Origin of the sequence: Micromonospora sp. NPDC050695, from assembly GCF_040654415.1 — a bacterium.
In the GTDB taxonomy this organism is placed as follows: Bacteria; Actinomycetota; Actinomycetes; order Mycobacteriales; family Micromonosporaceae; genus Micromonospora.
In genome coordinates this window covers 95855-113078 of sequence record NZ_JBFAHZ010000012.1, presented here as the reverse complement: position 1 = coordinate 113078, position 17224 = coordinate 95855, and the positions used below count along the sequence as shown (strand labels likewise).

Here is a 17224-nt window from a genome sequence, read left to right as displayed (position 1 = left end):
TACACTTCTAAGAATCGTAGTTCTACATTCTGTGGGATGTGGCAGTGAAGCTCTCCAAGCCAGCGGAAATCTTTGACCGTGACGTCGAATGGGCGGAGCTGGTCCGGTTTGCCACGGACGACCGGCCCGGTGCGACGCTGGGCGTGGTCAGCGGCCGTCGCCGGCAGGGCAAGACTCTGCTGTTGTACGAGCTGACCCGTGCCACCGACGGTTTCTACTTCGGGGCTACCGAGGCGACGCCGGCAGAGTCGCTGCGTCGACTCGGAGAGGCTCTCGGCCGGTACACCGACGCCCCTGGTCCGCTTCGCCTGGAAGACTGGTCGGGTGCGGTCGACGCGCTGCTCGCACTGGGCCAGCGCCGGCCAGTCACCGTGGTGATCGACGAGTTCCCCTACCTTGCCCGATCCAGCCGGGACCTCCCGTCGATCATTCAGCACGCCCTCACGCCGGGCCGGGTCGAGCGCACCGAATCTCGTACGCGCCTGCTGTTGTGCGGTTCGGCACTGTCGTTCATGGGCGGCCTGCTTGCCGGTTCGGCCCCGCTGCGCGGACGGGCTGGGCTGGAACTGCCTGTGCCGCCGCTGGACTATCGGGCCGCCGCGACGTTCTGGGGGATCGATGATCCTTCACTCGCTGCCCGCGTGTTCGCCATCGTCGGGGGCACGCCGGCCTACCGGCGAGAATACGTCCAGGACGATGTACCCGACGGGCCAGACGACTTCGACGACTGGGTCGTGCGCGCGGTGCTGAATCCGGCCCGTCCGTTGTTCCGCGAGGCCCGCTACCTGCTCGCCGAGGATCCCGACCTGCGGGACACCGCGCTTTACCACTCCGTGCTGTCCGCGGTCGCCGAAGGCAACGGCACCCGAGGGGGTATCGCCGGGTACATCGGGCGAAAGGCCACCGACCTCCAGCACCCGCTCACCGTCCTTGAGGACGCCGGTCTCCTCATCCGCGAGCCCGATCCGCTTCGCAGCGGGCGTAGCCGTTACCGCATCGCCGAACCCCTGATCACCTTCTACCAGGCGATCATGCGTCCCTCCTGGACGGCTTTGGAGCAGCGGCGTGGTCCGGACGTCTGGAGGCGTTCCAACCGCCGGTACTCAAGCGGGGTGCTGGGGCCGGCGTTCGAGGAGATCGTCCGACAGTGGGCCCTGCGCTTCGCCGCGCCGGAGACATTCGGCGGTGGCGTCGCGGAGGCCAGCGCGGCCGTCCTCACCGATCCCTCCACCCGTACCAGTCTGGAACTCGACCTGGTGGCGTTCGGCGAGCCGCCGTTCGGCGACGGCCCTCGGCCGCTGCTCGCCATCGGCGAGGTCAAGTGGGGTCGCACGCTGGGGCAGCCCGAGTTGGATCGACTGGGACGGGCACGAGACCTGCTCGCCGCGCGTCCCGGTCTGGACGTGCGGGACGCCCGGTTGCTGCTCGCGAGCGGGGCGGGGTTCACCGACGAGCTTCGGCGGGCGGCCGGTCAGCGTCCCGATGTCGTCCTCGTCGACCCGTCGCGGCTCTATTCCGGCGATTGACGGCGTCCGGGCCGCACGGGAGGATGTCGACGGCTGCGGTTGCCGCGCAGGGTCTCGTCCACGCGCAGCGTGATCTGGTACGACACCTCCGGCAGGTCGGCCAGCTCGACCCGCTCGCCGCGTAACGCCAGTTGGGCGTGCAGCTCGCGGGCGATGGCGTCGCGAAGCTCGACCTGTAGGGGCGACAACCCGTCCGGGTCGCCGTCGATCGGCCCGCACCCACCGACCCGCCGTTGGCCTTCGGGCCATCGCGGGCGTCACACCACCCGGCTTGGGTCGGGCGGCACCCGGTGCGGGAGACTGGCGGCATGGCGGCTCGTGGCTTCCCGTACACCGATCTCAAGGACTTCCTCGCGGCGCTGGAGCGTGCGGGGGAGCTGCGGCGGGTCGACGTCCCGGTCGACCCCACCCTGGAGATCAGCGAGGTGGTCACCCGGACGGTGCGAGCCGGCGGGCCGGCGCTGCTCTTCGAGCACCCCACGCGGGGTGAGATGCCGGTGGCGATCAACCTGTTCGGCACCGAGAAGCGGATGGCGATGGCGCTCGGCGTGGAGTCGCTGGACGAGATCGGTGCCCGGATCGGCGCGCTGGTCAAGCCCGAGCTGCCGGTCGGCTGGTCCGGCATCCGGGAGGGCCTCGGCAAGGTCATGCAGCTCAAGTCGGTGCCGCCGCGCAAGGTCAAGACCGCGCCCTGCCAGGAGGTGGTCTACCGGGGCGACGACGTCGACCTGAACCGGCTGCCGGGGTTGCAGGTGTGGCCCGGCGACGGCGGGATCTTCCACAACTACGGGCTGACCCACACCAAGCACCCGGAGACCGGCAAGCGCAATCTGGGCCTGTACCGGCTCCAGCAGCACGGCCGCAACACCCTCGGCATGCACTGGCAGATCCACAAGGACTCGACGGCACACCACGCGGTCGCCGAGCGGCTCGGGCAGCGCCTGCCGGTCGCGGTCGCGATCGGCTGCGACCCGGTCGTCTCGTACGCGGCCAGCGCGCCACTGCCCGGCGACATCGACGAGTACCTGTTCGCCGGGTTCCTGCGCGGCGAACGGGTGGAGATGGTCGACTGCCTCACCGTGCCGTTGCAGGTGCCGGCGCACGCGCAGATCGTGCTGGAGGGCTACCTGGAGCCCGGCGAGCGGCTGCCCGAGGGGCCGTTCGGTGACCACACCGGCTTCTACACGCCGGTCGAGCCGTTCCCGGTGCTGCACATCGAGGCGATGACCATGCAGCGCAAGCCGGTCTACCACTCGATCGTCACCTCGAAGCCGCCGCAGGAGGACCACGGCCTCGGCAAGGCCACCGAGCGGATCTTCCAGCCGCTGCTCAAGCTGCTGATCCCGGACATCGTCGACTACGACCTGCCGGCCGCCGGCGTCTTCCACAACTGCGCGATCGTGTCGATCCGCAAGCGCTACCCGAAGCACGCGCAGAAGGTGATGAACGCGATCTGGGGCGCGCACCTCATGTCGCTGACCAAGCTGATCGTGATCGTCGACGAGGACTGCGACGTGCACGACTACAACGAGGTCGCCTTCCGCGCCTTCGGCAACGTCGACTACGCCCGCGACCTGCTGCTCACCGAGGGGCCGGTGGACCACCTCGACCACTCGTCGTACCAGCAGTTCTGGGGCGGCAAGGTGGGCGTCGACGCGACCCGCAAACTGCCCACCGAGGGATACACCCGCGGCTGGCCCGAGGAGATGACCATGAGTCCGGAAGTGGCTGCCCTCGTCGACAAGCGCTGGAAGGAGTACGGAATCTGATGGCCACCACCGACAACCCTCGCGATCTTGCACCTCCGGTTGCTGATTCGTCCCCTTCCTCCCCTTCTGGCGCGACCGAAACTGCACGATCGCGGGGGAGGGTGCGGGCCTTCCTGGACCTCGTCACCATCGAGCACTCCGTCTTCGCGTTGCCGTTCGCGTACCTGTCGGCGCTGACCGCCATGCGGGTCTCCGGCGGGCACGTACGGTGGCTCGACCTGCTGCTGATCACCGTGGCTATGGTCGGTGCGCGGACGTTCGCGATGGCCGCCAACCGGATCCTCGACCGGCGGATCGACGCGCGGAACCCGCGTACCGCCGGCCGGGAACTGGTCACCGGGGCGGTGAGCGTGCGGACGGCCTGGACCGGCGCGGCCGTCGCGCTTGTCGTGTTCCTCGTCGCCGCCGCCCTGCTCAACCCGCTCTGCCTGGTGTTGGCGCCGCTCGCCGTGGTGCCGCTGGTGGTCTACCCGTACGGCAAGCGGTTCACCAACTGGCCGCACGCCATCCTCGCGATCGCCCAGGCGGTCGGCCCGGTCGGCGCCTGGCTGGCCGTCACCGGCACCCTGGACGGCTCCTGGCCGGCCTGGCTGCTCGGCGCGGCGGTCGGCCTGTGGATCGGCGGCTTCGACCTGATCTACGCCTGCCAGGACTCCGAGATCGACCGGGAGATCGGCGTGCACAGCGTGCCCGCCCGCTACGGCCGGCGCTTCGCGCTGCACGCCTCCACCGTCGCGCACGTGGTGACGTTCGCGCTGTTCATCTGGTTCGGCGCGCTGGTCGGCTTCGGCTGGCTCTGGTGGATCGGGCTGGCGCTGACCGCCGTCGCGTTCGCCTACCAGCACCTGGTGGTCACGCCGACCGACCTGAGCAAGGTCAACCGGGCGTTCTTCACCGCCAACGGCTTCGTCGGCATCGTGCTGTTCGTGTTCGCCCTGCTGGACCTGGTGATCCGCCTCGACCTACGCCCCTGAGACCGGCTGCCCCGCGCTGGTCGGGTAGCGGGCGCTCTCCAACGTCCAGTCGATGGTGCCGCGGACCGCGTACGCCACCCCGTCGAGATGGTCGGTGACCGCCTCGTCCAACGCCGGGCCGAACGACGGCACCGCGTCCCGCAGCGCGACGAAGTGGTGCATCGACTCCCGCCAGCGTTCGGCCGCCCGGTCGACCGCCGCCGCCGTGGGCACACCCCACTCGCCCTGCATGGCGAGGACCAGGTTGTGCCCGCCGGCGGTGACCCGGTCCCGATCCAGTGAGGCCAGGTCGTTGTACCAGGAGAGCAGGTCGTTGCCGGTGCGGGCGATCTCGCGCAGCAGCGGATGGTGGTAGACCGGGTCGGGCAGTGGCCGTCCGGTCACGAACTCCACAAGCGGGTACGACACCTCCGCCGCCGAGGTCGCCCGACGCAGCTCGACGTACTCGGTAACCCCCGGGCGGCGGCCGACCTCCTTGTTGACCGCCTCCTGCCAGGTGCCGTCGAGATGCCGCGCCACCGCGTCGGCGAAGCGCAGCCGCCAGCGGGCCGGCATCCGGCGGCGTGGCTCCCGCCAGGCCAGCACCAGCAGCCGCCGCAGCGGACCGCTCAGACCGGCCTGCCGCAGCCGGGGACCGTCGTGCAGCAGCGCCAACGTGCCGTTGCGCAACGCCCGGATCTGCTCCGGCGCGAGCCGGCCCGGCCCGTCGCAGGCGTCGTCGACCAGGAAGAACCAGGTGAACAGTGCGGTGAGCGTCCGCAGGTCGGCCTCGGTCGCATCCGGGTAGAGCCGTCCGGCGTACCGGGCGAAGGCCCCCCGCGCCAGCCGGTGCAGCGCGGCGTCGTCCAGTGCCAGACCCAACCCGGGCAGCAGGTCGAGCAGCCACTCCTGGACCTGGTCGGCGTACGGCGACAGCCGGGCCGGAACAGGGCACTCGGCGCGCAACGTCCAGAGGACTTCGCCGGTCGTCACCGATGCCTCCTGTACGAACTGCTCCCGGTGCGAATCGCCACCGGCAGCATGTCAGGTCGACGGGACGCCCACACGCCCGCCGGACATGTCGGACCGGCCGGCCCGGGGGTGCCCACCAGCGCGCCGGCACGACCAGGCAGGCTGGAGGCATGCGGGAACCATGGGTGGTCGGTGTCTCCGGGGCCTCCGGCACGCCGTACGCGGCGGCCGTCATCGGCGGACTGCTCGACGCCGGCGAGTCGGTGGACCTCATCGTGTCCCGGGCGGCGCGGCTCACCGTGCTCGACGAGACGGGTCGGCCGTTCCGTGACGCCCACTGGGCCGAGGACCTCGCCGCCTGGCTCGGTCGGGACCTGACGGGCGCGGACGTGCGGCACTGGCCGGCCGGCGACCTGGCGGCCGGGCCGAGCAGCGGCTCCTACCGGGTACGCGGAATGGCCGTGGTGCCGGCGAGCACGGCCGCCTGCGCGGGCATCGCGATCGGGCTCTCCAAGGATCTGTTGCAGCGTGCCGCCGAGGTCAACCTCAAGGAACGCCGCCCGGTGGTCATGGTCCCCCGGGAGACCCCGGTGACCCGCAGCCACCTGGAGCACCTGATCGGCCTGCACGACGCGGGTGCGATCGTGCTGCCCGCCAGCCCCGGCTTCTACGGAGCCGGCGCGGCGGCCAGCGCCCAGCAGTTGGTCGACTTCGTCGCCGGCAAGGTGCTGGACGCGCTCGGCGTCCCGCACACCCTGTTCCGACGGTGGTCCGGCCAGCTCGGCGCGGCCCGCAGCTGAGCCGTCGGCTCAGCCCGCTCGGCCGGGCTGCCCGCCGGATCGGCCCAGCGGGACGCGGACCGGACTGGTGTCCGGTCCGCCTGACGTTGTCCGCACCAGTTCAGTACATGCCGGCGTTGGCCGGACCCGGCCCGGTGGAGGCGGCCGGTCCCACATTGCGTGGTTTTCCGACCTCGTCCACCTCGTCCAGCATGCCCTCCCCCTCAAGCAGGGCTCGCACCTCGGATTCCCGAAACCGGCGATGCCCGCCTGGAGTCCGGATGCTTCCTATCCGGCCGGCCGCCGCCCATCTCGTCACAGTCTTCGGGTCCACCCGAAACAGCGCGGCGACCTCACCCGGTGTCAGCAGGCGATCTCCAGTGTCCACAGCCCCCTCCTCGCGTCGACGAAGCCCCTGGCTGAACACACTGCCCCCGGCTGGTGCGAGCCCAGAGCCGTCATGAGGGACGTATGGCAATTACAGCACCAGGGACCTGGCCTGTCCGCCAAACGCGAAAAACGCACTGAGTGGGAAGTTAGTAAATGGTACTGGCGCAACCCCTACCTGGACCGTCAGTTTGTGAACAGTTACTCACTGCTGTGTGCAACGGATACCGAAGGGATCGCGTTACGCCCAACCGGTTAAGGTCACTCTCCGTGGACGCCATCGACCTGAGCCTCGTCGACCTGCTGCGCGGCAACGCCCGCCTCTCGTACGCCGAACTGGCCCGGCAGGTTGGTCTCTCCGCCCCCGCGGTCCACGAGCGGGTCGGCAAGCTGGAGAGCAGCGGCGTGGTCCGTGGCTACCACGCGGAGGTGGAGCCGGAGGCGATCGGGCTGGGCGTCACCGCGTTGATCGGCATCGTCGAGGACTCCGGGGCGGACTCCGACGACATGCTCGAATCGCTGCGGGTGCTGCCCGAGATCGAATCCTGCTACTTCATGGCCGGCGTGGAGTCGTTCCTGCTCAAGGCCCGGGTCGGCACGATCGCCGAGCTGGAGCAGCTGATCGTGCGGCTCAACCGGACACCCGGGGTGGCCTCCACCCGCACCGCCATCGCGCTCAGCACCAAGTGGGAGAACCGCCCCCAGTCGGTCGGCCCGCCGGTTTCCTGACCGCCGCGCCGCGTACCCCTGGTGCCGCCCGTCGACCCGGCGGTAGCGTGCGCCGATGACCCCGCCGCGACGTGGCACGGCCGTGGTGACCGGCGCCGCCGGCGGCCTGGGCCGCGCCATCGCCACCGCGCTGCACACCGACGGCTGGTCGGTGCTGCTCACCGACCTCGACCCGGTGGCGGTGGCCGCCGCCGCGGCGCCGCTGGGCGGTTGGTCCGCCGCGCTGGACGTGCGGGACGAGGTCGCCTGCGCCGAGGTCGCGGCGACGGCGGCGAGCCGGGGTGGCCTCGACCTGTGGGTCAACAACGCCGGCATCCTGGTCACCGGCCCCGCCTGGGACCACGACGGGCGGACCCGCCGCAGGGTGCTCGACGTCAACACGTTCGGCGCGATGAACGGCACCCTGGCCGCGCTCGCGCTGATGCGCGAGCAGGGCCACGGCCACGTGCTCAACGTCGTGTCACTGGCCGGGCTGATCGCCGCGCCCGGTGAGACGGTGTACGCGGCCAGCAAGCACGCCCTGCTGGCGTTCAGCCTCGGCACCCTGTCCGACCTGCGGATGGCCGGGTACCGGCGGGTGCACGTCTCCTGCCTCTGCCCGGACGGCATCTGGACCCCGATGCTGCACGACCGGCTGGACGACCCGGGGGCGCTGGCGTCGTTCACCGGCTCGATGCTCACCCCGCAGCGCGTCGCCGCCCGCGCGGTCCGGCTGGCCCGCCGGCCTCGCCCGGTGGTCAGCCTGCCCCGCTGGCGGGGGGCGCAGGTCCGGCTGCTGGACGCGCTGCCCCGACTCGCCGTCGCACTGACCCCGCTCGTCCGGGCCGCCGGCCGGGCCGGGCAGCGCCGCCAACTGCGCCGGAGCACCCCACCGGACCGGAGCTGACCACCCCCGACCTGCTTGCTAGGTTTCCGGCGTGACTCATCTCGACCGGTGCGACGAGGCCAGCCGGACCTGGGTGACCGACGCGATCGCCGCCGTCGAGGCGGACGCGAACCGGTCGGCCGACACCCACCTGCTGCCGTTCCCGCTGCCCCGGGCATGGGGGATCGACCTCTACCTCAAGGACGAGTCGTCCCACCCGACCGGCTCGCTGAAGCACCGGCTGGCCCGTTCACTGTTCCTCTACGGGCTCTGCAACGGCTGGATCGGGCCGCGGACCACGATCGTCGAGGCATCGTCGGGTTCCACCGCCGTCTCCGAGGCGTACTTCGCCCGGATGCTCGGTCTGCCGTTCATCGCCGTCATGCCCGCCTCCACCTCCCCGGAGAAGATCTCGCAGATCGAGTTCCAGGGCGGCCGGTGCCACCTCGTCGACGACCCGGCGACCGTTGTCGTCGAGGCCCGCTGGCTGGCCGAGGACTCCGGCGGGCACTTCATGGACCAGTTCACCTACGCCGAACGGGCCACCGACTGGCGGGGCAACAACAACATCGCCGAGTCGATCTACGCGCAGTTGGAGCTGGAACGGCACCCCATCCCGGCCTGGATCGTGGTCGGCGCCGGCACCGGCGGCACCAGCGCGACCATCGGCCGGTACGCCCGCTACCGCCGGCTGCCCACCAAACTCTGCGTGGTGGACCCGGAGAACTCGGCGTTCTACCCGGCGTGGCTCGCCGCCGACTGGTCGGTCCGCACCGGCAAGGGCTCCCGGATCGAGGGCATCGGCCGTCCCACCGTGGAGGCGTCGTTCCTGCCCTCGGTGGTGGACCGGATGGTCCAGGTGCCGGACGCGGCGTCGCTCGCCGCCATGCGGGCCGGCTCGGCGGTGCTCGGCCGTCGGGTCGGCGGCTCCACCGGCACCAACCTGTGGGGCGCGTTCGGCCTGATCGCCGGGATGCTCGCCGAGGGCCGGACCGGCTCGGTGGTCACCCTGATCTGTGACCCCGGCGACCGGTACGCCGACACCTACTACGCCGACGACTGGCTGGCCGCACAGGGCCTCGACCTGGCACCCCACCTGGCCACCGTCGAGCGGTTCCTGGCCAGCGGCGAGTGGCCCACCTGAACCCCCGCGGGCGCCCTCAGCGCGGGTCGATCCGCTCGGCCAGCCCCGGGTAGCGCACCACGTACCCGTCGGCGTCCACGTCGATGTCGGCGGTGAAGGTGCCGCTGGCGAACCGCACCCGGCCCGGCCCGAGCCCGGTGTAGATCTGCTCGGCCGCCACCACCTCCAGGCCGGGCAGCAGCACCCACGCGACGGTGATCCGGCGGGGCATGTCGGCGGCCTGGGCGGCCATCCCGAGCCGGTGGAACGGCAGGGCGTTGAACAGCGGCGACCCGCTCAGGTCCACGTCGAGGGCGTCGGCCAGCCGGTCCGGGTCGTCGGTGCCCGGCAGGCCGGCCCGAGGGTGGCCGGCCGCGATGAGAGCCGCGTCCAGATCGCCCTGCTCGGCGGTGGTCACCCGCCACCGGCCCGTGGCCCGTTCCAGCGTCACCCGGCGCAGCCAGCCCGACCCCTCGGCCTCGACCTCCACCCGCGTGGTGCTCCAGTCCGGTGCGGTGGTCAGCTGGTAGCGGGCCGTCCACGGGATCGGGTCGACGGCGAGCAGCGTGCCCCGGGCCGCCAATCCGTTGCCGTCGTCGAGCAGAGCCTGCTCGCTGCCCGCGGTGTCCGTCCGGGACCAGAAGAGTGACTTCGGCATGGTCGGCATGAGGCGGACGTTACGCGACCGGGTCGACCTCGGCAGGGCCATGCGCGAACGCCGCCGCGGAGCGTGGGCTCCGCGACGGCGTTCGGGGTCGATCAGAGGATCAGTGGGTACGCGCCGGCGGACGCCCGCCGAAACCACGCCGGTCGTCGCGCGGCCGGTCGTCGCGCGGCCGGTCGTCCCGGCCACGGCCCTCGGAGCGGAAGCCACCCCGGGTGTCCCGGTCGCCCTGCCGCCGCTCACCCTGCGGCCGGTCGCCGAAGCGCCGCTCGCCGGTCGGCCGGTCGCCGTAACGCCGCTCGCCCTGCGGACGGTCACCGTAGGTCCGGTCCCCGGTCGGGCGGTCGCCGTAGCGGCGCTCGCCGGTCGGTCGGCCGTCCCGGTCGCCGAACTGCGGCCGGTCGCCGTAGCGGCGTTCGCCCTGCGGTCGGTCGCCGAAGCGCCGCTCGCCGCTGGGCCGGTCACCATACTGCCGGTCCCCGGTCGGGCGGTCGCCGAAGCGCCGCTCGCCCTGCGGACGGTCGCCGAAGCGCCGCTCACCGGTCGGGCGGTCGCCGTAGCGGCGCTCGCCGGTCGGTCGGCCGTCCCGGTCACCGAACTGCGGCCGGTCGCCGAAGCGGCGCTCGCCCTGCGGCCGGTCCCGGTCACCGAAGCGGCGCGGGCCGCCGGACCGGTCGTCGAAACGACGCGAGCCGCCGGAGCGGTCGCCGTACCCGCGCGGCTCCGCCTCGACCCGAACCGGAACGCCGCTCGGCTCGCGGGCGCCGATCAGCTCGGCCAACGCGGGGTCGCCGAGCCGTACCCGGGTCTCGGCGGGCGCGACGCCCGCCTTCTCCATCATCGCCAGGGTGGTCCGCCGCTGCTTGGGCAGCACCAGCGTGGCCACCGCGCCCGACTCGCCCGCCCGGGCGGTGCGCCCGGCGCGGTGCAGGTAGTCCTTGGGGTCCTTCGGCGGGTCGACGTGCAGCACCAGGGTGACGCCGTCGACGTGGATGCCCCGGGCGGCCACGTCCGTGGCGACCAGGACGTTCATCCGGCCCTCACGGAACTCGGCCAGGGTCTTGGTACGCATCCGCTGGGTCTTGCCGCCGTGCAGGCCACCGGCCCGTACGCCGACCGCCGCGAGCTGCTCGACCAGCCGGTCCACACCCAGCTGGGTGCGGGCGAAGACCATGGTCCGGCCGTCCCGGGCGGCGATCGAGGCGGCCACCGGGAACTTCTCGTGCGGCGGGATCAACAGCATGTGGTGATCCATGGTGGACACCGAGGCGGTGGACGGCGCGGTGGAGTGGGTCACCGGGTCGTTCATGAACCGCTTGACCAGCGCGTCGACGTCACCGTCCAGGGTGGCCGAGAAGAGCAGCCGCTGACCGTTCGCGGGCGTCTTCGCCAGCAGCTCGGTCACTTCGGGCAGGAAGCCCATGTCGGCCATCTGGTCGGCCTCGTCGAGCACCGTCACCTCGACGTCGTCGAGCTGGCAGATGCCCCGCTCGATGAGGTCGCCGAGCCGGCCCGGGGTCGCCACGATGATCTCCACGCCGCGGCGCAGCGCGTCGATCTGACGGTCGTACGGAACACCGCCGACGGCGGTCTTCAGGAACACGTTGAGCGACTTGCCCAGCGGCAGCAGCGCGTCGTTGACCTGCATGGCCAACTCGCGGGTCGGGACCAGGACCAGGGCGCGCGGCCGCATCGGTCGGGCCGGCTTACCGGCGGCGACCCGGGCCAGCAACGGCAGGCCGAAGGCGAGGGTCTTGCCCGACCCGGTCTGCCCGCGGCCCAGCACGTCGCGGCCGGCGAGCGCGTCGGGCACGGTGGCCCGCTGGATCTCGAAGGGGGTGGTGATGCCCTGCCGCGCCAACGCGCGCACCAGGGGCTCGGGCAGACCGAGCGCGGCGAAGTCGATCTCCGCCGGCGCGGCGTCGGCCTGCGCCGGAATGGCGTCGGAGGTCTCGACAGTGGTGTCGTAAACGGACGGAACGATGCTGGAGTCAGCAGAGGTGGTCAACAAATGCCTTTCGAGCGGGGCGCATCTTCGCGATGGCCTGCCGCGGCTGTTGTCGCCGGATCGCCCGCAAGATCGCCCATGGGCGCGCACCACGCGCGCCGGGTCAGTGATCTCGACAAGTGTACGGCGGTTCGGCGAAGTCGCCAGCCGCTTGCCCGGCGGTAGTGGGCGGACTCACCATCGTCCCCTCGCGGCTCAGCTGTTGAGCATGTCGCCCATCAGGCCGTCCAGGGCGTTGTTGGCCAGCAGGACGACCAGGACGCTGACCGCGACCAACAGCCCCAGCGCGGCGGCGAGGACGAGCAGAACCCGGGTGGTGCGGGGCCGGTCGGCCGGCGTGTCCGCCCAGCCCTGGGCCAGGATGTGCCCGGTCAGGGAGCCCGAAGTCTCCACCGCGTTGGCGGGCAGGGCGATCGTGGCGAAGCCCGGCCCCTCCCCGCTGCCGTAGACGGTGCCGGCCAGGTCGGGGCCGGTAGCCGGCCGCCCGCCGGTGACACCGGCCGTGGACCGTCCCGCCGGGCTGGCGGTGGTGGGCGTGGTCGGTCGGGCGTCGTTGGCCGTGGACGGGGCAGCGCCGGTGGTGGACGGCGGCCACACGGGCAGTGCGGGTGCGGGCACCACCGGCGGAGCGGAGACGGGCGCCCCCGCCCAGCCGCCGCCGGAGGTCGGCAGCCCCGGCACAGCGCCGGGCGCCCGGTCCGCCGGCGGGGCGGAGACCGACGCGGTCGCCCGTACCCCGGGCAGGTGGGGCATCGCCGGCGGAGGGGGGAACGGAGGCGCGGGCATCGGGCCGGGCGGCGCCGGTGGGCCGGGCACCGGCGGGCCGGGCGGCGGAGCCGGCGGCCCGGGGACCGGCGGCGACGGCGGACTCGGCATGGGTGGCACCGGCGCGGGCGGCGGCACGGGTGGGCCCGGAACGGGCGGGACCGGGCTGGGCGGTGGCGTGGGGCGAGGCCCCGGCGTCGGCACCGGCCCGGGCGGGTACGGCCCCGGGCTGGGCGCGGGCACGGGCTCGGGTGGCGACGGCTCGGTCGGCCCCGGGCCGGGCGGCGTGGGGGCCGGCTCCGGTTCCGGGGTCGGCGGCGTGGGCGGCTGGGCCGGCTCCGGGGGCTGTGCCGGCTCGGGCGGCTCGGGGTTCACCGGGCCGGACCGGTAGACGGCGGGCGTGCTCGCCCGGGAGGCCGGGGTGACCACGGCACCGGCCGTGACCCGACTGCTGCCCGGCACGGTGGCGCTGGCCCGGGCGGACGAGCCCTCCCGCTGACCCGGTAGCGGTACGCCGGCCGGGCTGGCGGACCCGGTCGCCCGGTAGGTCGTGGCGGTGGCCGGCGAGGTGGCCGGAAGATCGCCGGGCAGGGCGCCGGCGGTGGCGACGGTGGCCCGTGCCCGCACCGGTGCCGGCGATTCGGGGCGGGTGTCCGCGGGAGTCGACTGCCCGGCGTCGGCGGCCGGAGCCTCGTCCGCGCTCTCGTCGACGCTGGACGCCGATTCGTCGACGCCTGTCTCCGGCGGGTCAGCCCGATCGACGACGGGGTCGACAGTCTCCGCCGGATCCTTCTGCTCGGCCATCTCCGCCCTCCGTGCCACGATCGCACCCGGACCCGTGACGTCGGACCGGATGTGCCTGGATGTCACGGTGCCACAGATCGTCGCGAGCGGACAGCCGGAGTGGGTTGTGGCGCCTCAGCTCCCGGTGCTCGGGCTGCCCGACGGGCTGTCACTGGCCGAACCGCTGCGGCTGGCCTCCGGTGTGCCGGGCGGGGTCGTGGTGGCCGGTGCGGTGGTCGGCGCCGACGGCGGGGTCGTCGGTGTCTCGCTGGCGGTCGACGAGGGGGTCGGATCGGCCGACTTGGTCGGTGTGGGCGTCGCGCTGCCGGTGGGCGTGGGGGTCGGCGTGGCCGATCCGTTCGGCGTCGGCGTCGGCTTGGTGGTCGGCGTCGTGCTCGGCGTCGGCTTCGGCGTGGACGTCGGCGGCTTCGGACCGGTCGTGGGCGGGGCGGGCGGTGCCGGCACCGCGCCGATCACCCGGGTAGCGGCGTAGAGCCTGGACCAGCTGACCACCGAGATCTTCACGACGTCGCCGGTGGTGGGCGCCTGCACCATCTTGCCGTTGCCGATGTACATGCCGACGTGGTGGATCGTCTCCCAGGAGCTGCCGGACGCGAAGAAGAGCAGGTCGCCCGCGAGCAGGCCGCTCTGCGGCACGGTCCGTTCGCGGGTGGCCCTGTACTGGTCGCGCGCGACCCGGGGCAGGTCGAAGTAGTCGGCCCCGGGGGACCGGTACGCCGCCCACATCAGGCCGGAGCAGTCGAACTGGTCCGGACCCTCTTCCGACCACTTGTACGGGTCGCCGAGCTGGGCGAGCGCGTACCGGACGGCGGCCAGCGCCCGGGGGTGTGCCGCCATGCCGCTGCTGCTCTGGCCGGCGACGTAGCCCGCGCCGAGCTGCTGCTCGGTGGCCTCCTGCTGGCGCTCGATCGCGATCAGCTGCGCGGCGTTGTCCCGGCGCAGCTTGAGCAGGCTGGCCTCGGCGGTGCGCAACGCCGTCTCGCCGGCGGTGAACTCGACCTGGGCGGCGTCGACCTGGGCCTTGGCCGCCGAGTGCGCCTGGTAGGCGGTCTGCTCGGCGGCGCGGGCGCGGGACAGCTCCCCGGCCACGCCGGTGGTGCCGCCCTCCACCTTCTCGCCACGGGTGATCTGCTGGAGCCGGCTCAGTCCCCGGATGTCGCGTGCGAGGTCACCGGGCGGCAGTGCGGCGGCGGCCTTCACCGCGTCCGCGGCGGCCGCGTCCGCCGCCTGCTGGGCCCGCAGGAGGGCGTCCTGCGCGCTCTCCAGCGCCTTACCGGCGGCGTCGAGCTGGGCCTGCGCGCCGGTGCGTTTCTGCTGACTCAGCAGCAACGCCTCGCCGAGCGCGCCGACCTGGATCTCGCCTGCGGAGATCTGGGCGGCCAGCGGGCCGGTGTCGATGTTGGCGAGCGGCGGGGCCGGGACCCCGGCGACCGGTGCGCCGCCGGGCAGTTGGAATGAGCCGGTCACCGCCGGGCGCGCGCCGGAGTCCGGCACGGTGGTCGGCACGCCGGGCTCGGCGTACGCGGGGGTGGCCAGCACGGCCGCGGCGATCGCGCCGAGCAGGGCGGCCCAGAGCTTCGGACGTAGCACCGGCGAGATCACCGGGCTCCGTCGTCGCTGCCGTCGCCCGCGCCCGCTGTAGATCATTCCGCTCCCCGTCCACCTGCTCGTCGCCGCGCTCGGTGGGCGCGGCCGTCGGGACGGTACCAGTGTGTGTGTTCCGCCCCACCTTGTTACTACCGCACCTCGCCACTCATGTCGATGCGTGGCCGGGTTACGGGAGGCTGAGAGTCTGGTGAAGTGGGTCGCTGCCGCCGACCGTGCCGCAGGCCCGTCCGGCGTCCCGACGTACGCTCGATCCGACCGCAGGTGGAAGGGACGTGCCATGGACGCCGGACTCAAGCGTGAGCTCGAAGCGAAGGTGTACGCCGGTGAGCGGCTGACCCGGGAGGACGGGGTCGCCCTCTACGAGAGCGACGACCTGACCTGGTTGGGGCGCCTGGCGCACCACAAGCGCACCGAGCTGAACGGCGACCGGGTGATGTTCAACGTCAACCGGCACCTCAACCTGACCAACGTCTGCTCGGCGTCCTGTGCGTACTGCTCGTTCCAGCGCAAGCCGGGCGAGAAGGACGCGTACACGATGCGCATCGACGAGGCGGTCCGCAAGGCGAAGGAGATGGAGGGTGAGCAGCTCACCGAGCTGCACATCGTCAACGGCCTGCACCCGACGCTGCCCTGGCGGTATTACCCGAAGGTGCTGCGCGAGCTGAAGGCGGCACTGCCGAACGTCAAGCTCAAGTGCTTCACGGCGACCGAGGTGCAGTGGTTCGAGAAGATCAGTGGGCTGAGCGCCGACGAGATCCTCGACGAGCTGATGGACGCCGGCCTGGAGTCGCTGACCGGAGGTGGCGCGGAGATCTTCGACTGGGAGGTCCGGCAGCACATCGTCGACCACGCCTGCCACTGGGAGGACTGGTCGCGGATCCACGCCCTCGCGCACCGCAAGGGCATGAAGACCCCGGCGACCATGCTGTACGGCCACATCGAGGAGCCCCGGCACCGCGTCGACCATGTGCTGCGGTTGCGTGAGCTGCAGGACGAGACCGGTGGTTTCGCGGTCTTCATCCCGCTGCGCTACCAGCACGACTTCGTGGACTCGGCGGACGGCAAGATCCGCAACCGGATCCAGGCGCGTACCACGATGGCCTCGCCGGCCGAGTCGCTGAAGACCTTCGCGGTCTCCCGGCTGCTCTTCGACAACGTGCCGCACGTGAAGAACTTCTGGGTGATGCACGGGCTGTCGGTGGCCCAGCTCTCGCTGAACTTCGGCGTGGACGACCTGGACGGCTCCGTCGTCGAATACAAGATCACCCACGACGCCGACTCGTACGGCACCCCGAACACCATGCACCGCGACGACCTGCTGCACCTGATCTGGGATGCCGGCTTCCAGCCCGTCGAGCGAGACACCCGCTACAACGTGGTCCGGGAGTACGACAAGGCCCCGTCGCTGGCGCAGCGCCGCGCCGAGCCGCAGCAGGTCTGGGCCTGAGCCACCACGTACCCTCGCAGTCGATGACCGAGCAGAGCGGATCCGAGCAGCAGGGCGGCTTTCCCCGGCGGGACGCCGAGGGGCGCGTCCGTACCCTGGGTGACCTGCTCGGGGTGTGCCTGGCCGGCGTCGTCATCGGCGTGCTGGCGCTGGTGTTGTTCGACTGGGCGTTCGCGTCGATCGGCGCCGGCGACTTCGGGCACACCAACGGTTGGCTCGCGGTGATCCTTCCGGCCTGGCTGTTCTGGGACGACTTCCGGGCCTGGGAGTTCGGCGCGGCCCGGGTGGTGGCGGCGCTGGTCGCCGCGGCCGTCGGGGTGTTCGTCGGGCTGGTGGTCGCCGGGCTGGGCGCCGGGTTGCCGCCGCTGCTGTCCGGGTCGTTGGCGGCTGCGGCGTTCACCGTGGCGTACGCGACGGTCTGGTTTCCGGGCGTCCGCTGGCTGGCCCGTCGGACCGGCTGATCGCGGCCGGGTCGACCCTTCCGCCGTACGGCGGCTGACGCAGAGAACGGAGTGGTGCGGGTGAGCGCGGCGGTCAAGTACACGCTGGGTCGGATCGGGCTGTTCGTCGCCGTGCTGGCGGCCCTCTGGCTGATCGACATGAACGTGTTCCTGAAGCTGATGCTGGCGCTGGTGTTCTCCGCCGCGCTCTCCTTTTTTCTGCTGCGCGGTTGGCGGGACGAGATGGCCGGGGAGATGGCCGACGCGGCCAACCGCCGCCGCACCGATAAGGAACGCCTCCGCTCGGCCCTGGCCGGCGAAGACCAGGACCCCACCACGGAAGGCCCCGACCCGCAGCGGTGATCAAGAGGTTTGCGTCACCAGG

Annotated in this window: 17 protein-coding genes; 10 read left to right on the top strand and 7 right to left on the bottom strand. The window is 72.5% G+C overall.

All coding sequences use genetic code 11. The features are described 5' to 3' along the window. Nucleotides 1-44: 44 nt before the first annotated feature. Nucleotides 45-1526: an ATP-binding protein gene (locus AB0H52_RS12330; RefSeq protein ID WP_151489290.1), complete on the top strand. Its 1482-nt coding sequence runs from the start codon at nt 45-47 to the stop codon at nt 1524-1526. Here the strand turns inward: AB0H52_RS12330 and AB0H52_RS12325 are convergent. Next, the gene (locus tag AB0H52_RS12325) at nt 1511-1714 is read right to left on the bottom strand and encodes a hypothetical protein (RefSeq protein WP_225854307.1); all 204 of its coding nucleotides are present in this window, start codon (nt 1712-1714) and stop codon (nt 1511-1513) included. The genes AB0H52_RS12330 and AB0H52_RS12325 overlap by 16 nt on opposite strands. Nucleotides 1715-1834: 120 nt before the next feature. On the opposite strand from AB0H52_RS12325, the gene AB0H52_RS12320 reads away from it, so the two are divergent. Both AB0H52_RS12320 and mqnP read left to right on the top strand, forming a co-directional pair. Then, nucleotides 1835-3295 carry a menaquinone biosynthesis decarboxylase gene (locus tag AB0H52_RS12320; protein ID WP_151489292.1) on the top strand — a complete coding sequence of 487 codons (1461 nt, stop codon included), beginning with the start codon at nt 1835-1837 and terminating at the stop codon, nt 3293-3295. Next, entirely contained in the window at nt 3295-4269 is a 975-nt protein-coding gene (gene mqnP, locus AB0H52_RS12315) for a menaquinone biosynthesis prenyltransferase MqnP (protein ID WP_151489293.1), read from the top strand. The genes AB0H52_RS12320 and mqnP overlap by 1 nt, the downstream gene beginning before the upstream one ends. On the opposite strand, the gene AB0H52_RS12310 is transcribed toward mqnP, so the two are convergent. Then, complete coding sequence (locus AB0H52_RS12310) at nt 4258-5241, bottom strand: terpene synthase (protein WP_151489294.1); 984 nt, start codon at nt 5239-5241, stop codon at nt 4258-4260. The genes mqnP and AB0H52_RS12310 overlap by 12 nt on opposite strands. Nucleotides 5242-5390: 149 nt before the next feature. Between AB0H52_RS12310 and AB0H52_RS12305 the strand changes: the two genes are divergently transcribed. Beyond that, nucleotides 5391-6020: a UbiX family flavin prenyltransferase gene (locus AB0H52_RS12305; RefSeq protein WP_151489295.1), complete on the top strand. Its 630-nt coding sequence runs from the start codon at nt 5391-5393 to the stop codon at nt 6018-6020. Between the two features lie 100 nt (nt 6021-6120). Here AB0H52_RS12305 and AB0H52_RS12300 read toward each other — a convergent pair whose 3' ends face one another. Next, the gene (locus AB0H52_RS12300) at nt 6121-6387 is read right to left on the bottom strand and encodes a BldC family transcriptional regulator (protein ID WP_007454516.1); all 267 of its coding nucleotides are present in this window, start codon (nt 6385-6387) and stop codon (nt 6121-6123) included. A 269-nt stretch (nt 6388-6656) separates the two neighbouring features. Here AB0H52_RS12300 and AB0H52_RS12295 point away from each other — a divergent pair, with 269 nt between their 5' ends. The 3 genes from AB0H52_RS12295 to AB0H52_RS12285 are packed head-to-tail and all read left to right on the top strand — an operon-like array spanning nt 6657 to nt 9124. Beyond that, complete coding sequence (locus AB0H52_RS12295) at nt 6657-7115, top strand: Lrp/AsnC family transcriptional regulator (protein ID WP_151489296.1); 459 nt, start codon at nt 6657-6659, stop codon at nt 7113-7115. Nucleotides 7116-7170: 55 nt separating this feature from the next. Then, the gene (locus tag AB0H52_RS12290; RefSeq protein ID WP_151489297.1) at nt 7171-8001 is read left to right on the top strand and encodes an SDR family oxidoreductase; all 831 of its coding nucleotides are present in this window, start codon (nt 7171-7173) and stop codon (nt 7999-8001) included. Between the two features lie 31 nt (nt 8002-8032). Further along, the gene (locus AB0H52_RS12285) at nt 8033-9124 is read left to right on the top strand and encodes a PLP-dependent cysteine synthase family protein (RefSeq protein WP_151489298.1); all 1092 of its coding nucleotides are present in this window, start codon (nt 8033-8035) and stop codon (nt 9122-9124) included. A gap of 16 nt (nt 9125-9140) precedes the next feature. On the opposite strand, the gene AB0H52_RS12280 is transcribed toward AB0H52_RS12285, so the two are convergent. The 4 genes from AB0H52_RS12280 to AB0H52_RS12265 all read right to left on the bottom strand — a co-directional run bounded on the left by AB0H52_RS12280 (nt 9141) and on the right by AB0H52_RS12265 (nt 14991). Continuing rightward, on the bottom strand, nt 9141-9761 hold the full coding sequence (locus tag AB0H52_RS12280; protein ID WP_151489299.1) for a putative glycolipid-binding domain-containing protein: 621 nt from the start codon (nt 9759-9761) through the stop codon (nt 9141-9143). Between the two features lie 109 nt (nt 9762-9870). Continuing rightward, nucleotides 9871-11706 (bottom strand): DEAD/DEAH box helicase, encoded by a 1836-nt coding sequence (locus AB0H52_RS12275; protein ID WP_357946984.1) that lies wholly within the window; start codon nt 11704-11706, stop codon nt 9871-9873. A gap of 264 nt (nt 11707-11970) precedes the next feature. Further along, entirely contained in the window at nt 11971-13344 is a 1374-nt protein-coding gene (locus tag AB0H52_RS12270; RefSeq protein ID WP_357946925.1) for a hypothetical protein, read from the bottom strand. Between the two features lie 114 nt (nt 13345-13458). After that, nucleotides 13459-14991 (bottom strand): C40 family peptidase, encoded by a 1533-nt coding sequence (locus AB0H52_RS12265; RefSeq protein WP_357946922.1) that lies wholly within the window; start codon nt 14989-14991, stop codon nt 13459-13461. Nucleotides 14992-15229: 238 nt separating this feature from the next. Between AB0H52_RS12265 and mqnE the strand changes: the two genes are divergently transcribed. Genes mqnE through AB0H52_RS12250 form a run of 3 tightly spaced genes read left to right on the top strand, consistent with a single transcriptional unit; the run spans nt 15230 to nt 17202 of the window. After that, nucleotides 15230-16399 carry an aminofutalosine synthase MqnE gene (gene mqnE / locus AB0H52_RS12260; protein WP_151492711.1) on the top strand — a complete coding sequence of 390 codons (1170 nt, stop codon included), beginning with the start codon at nt 15230-15232 and terminating at the stop codon, nt 16397-16399. 23 nt (nt 16400-16422) lie between these two features. Then, nucleotides 16423-16860: a hypothetical protein gene (locus AB0H52_RS12255; RefSeq protein WP_151492710.1), complete on the top strand. Its 438-nt coding sequence runs from the start codon at nt 16423-16425 to the stop codon at nt 16858-16860. Between the two features lie 60 nt (nt 16861-16920). After that, nucleotides 16921-17202: a DUF4229 domain-containing protein gene (locus AB0H52_RS12250; protein WP_151492709.1), complete on the top strand. Its 282-nt coding sequence runs from the start codon at nt 16921-16923 to the stop codon at nt 17200-17202. Nucleotides 17203-17224 lie beyond the last annotated feature (22 nt).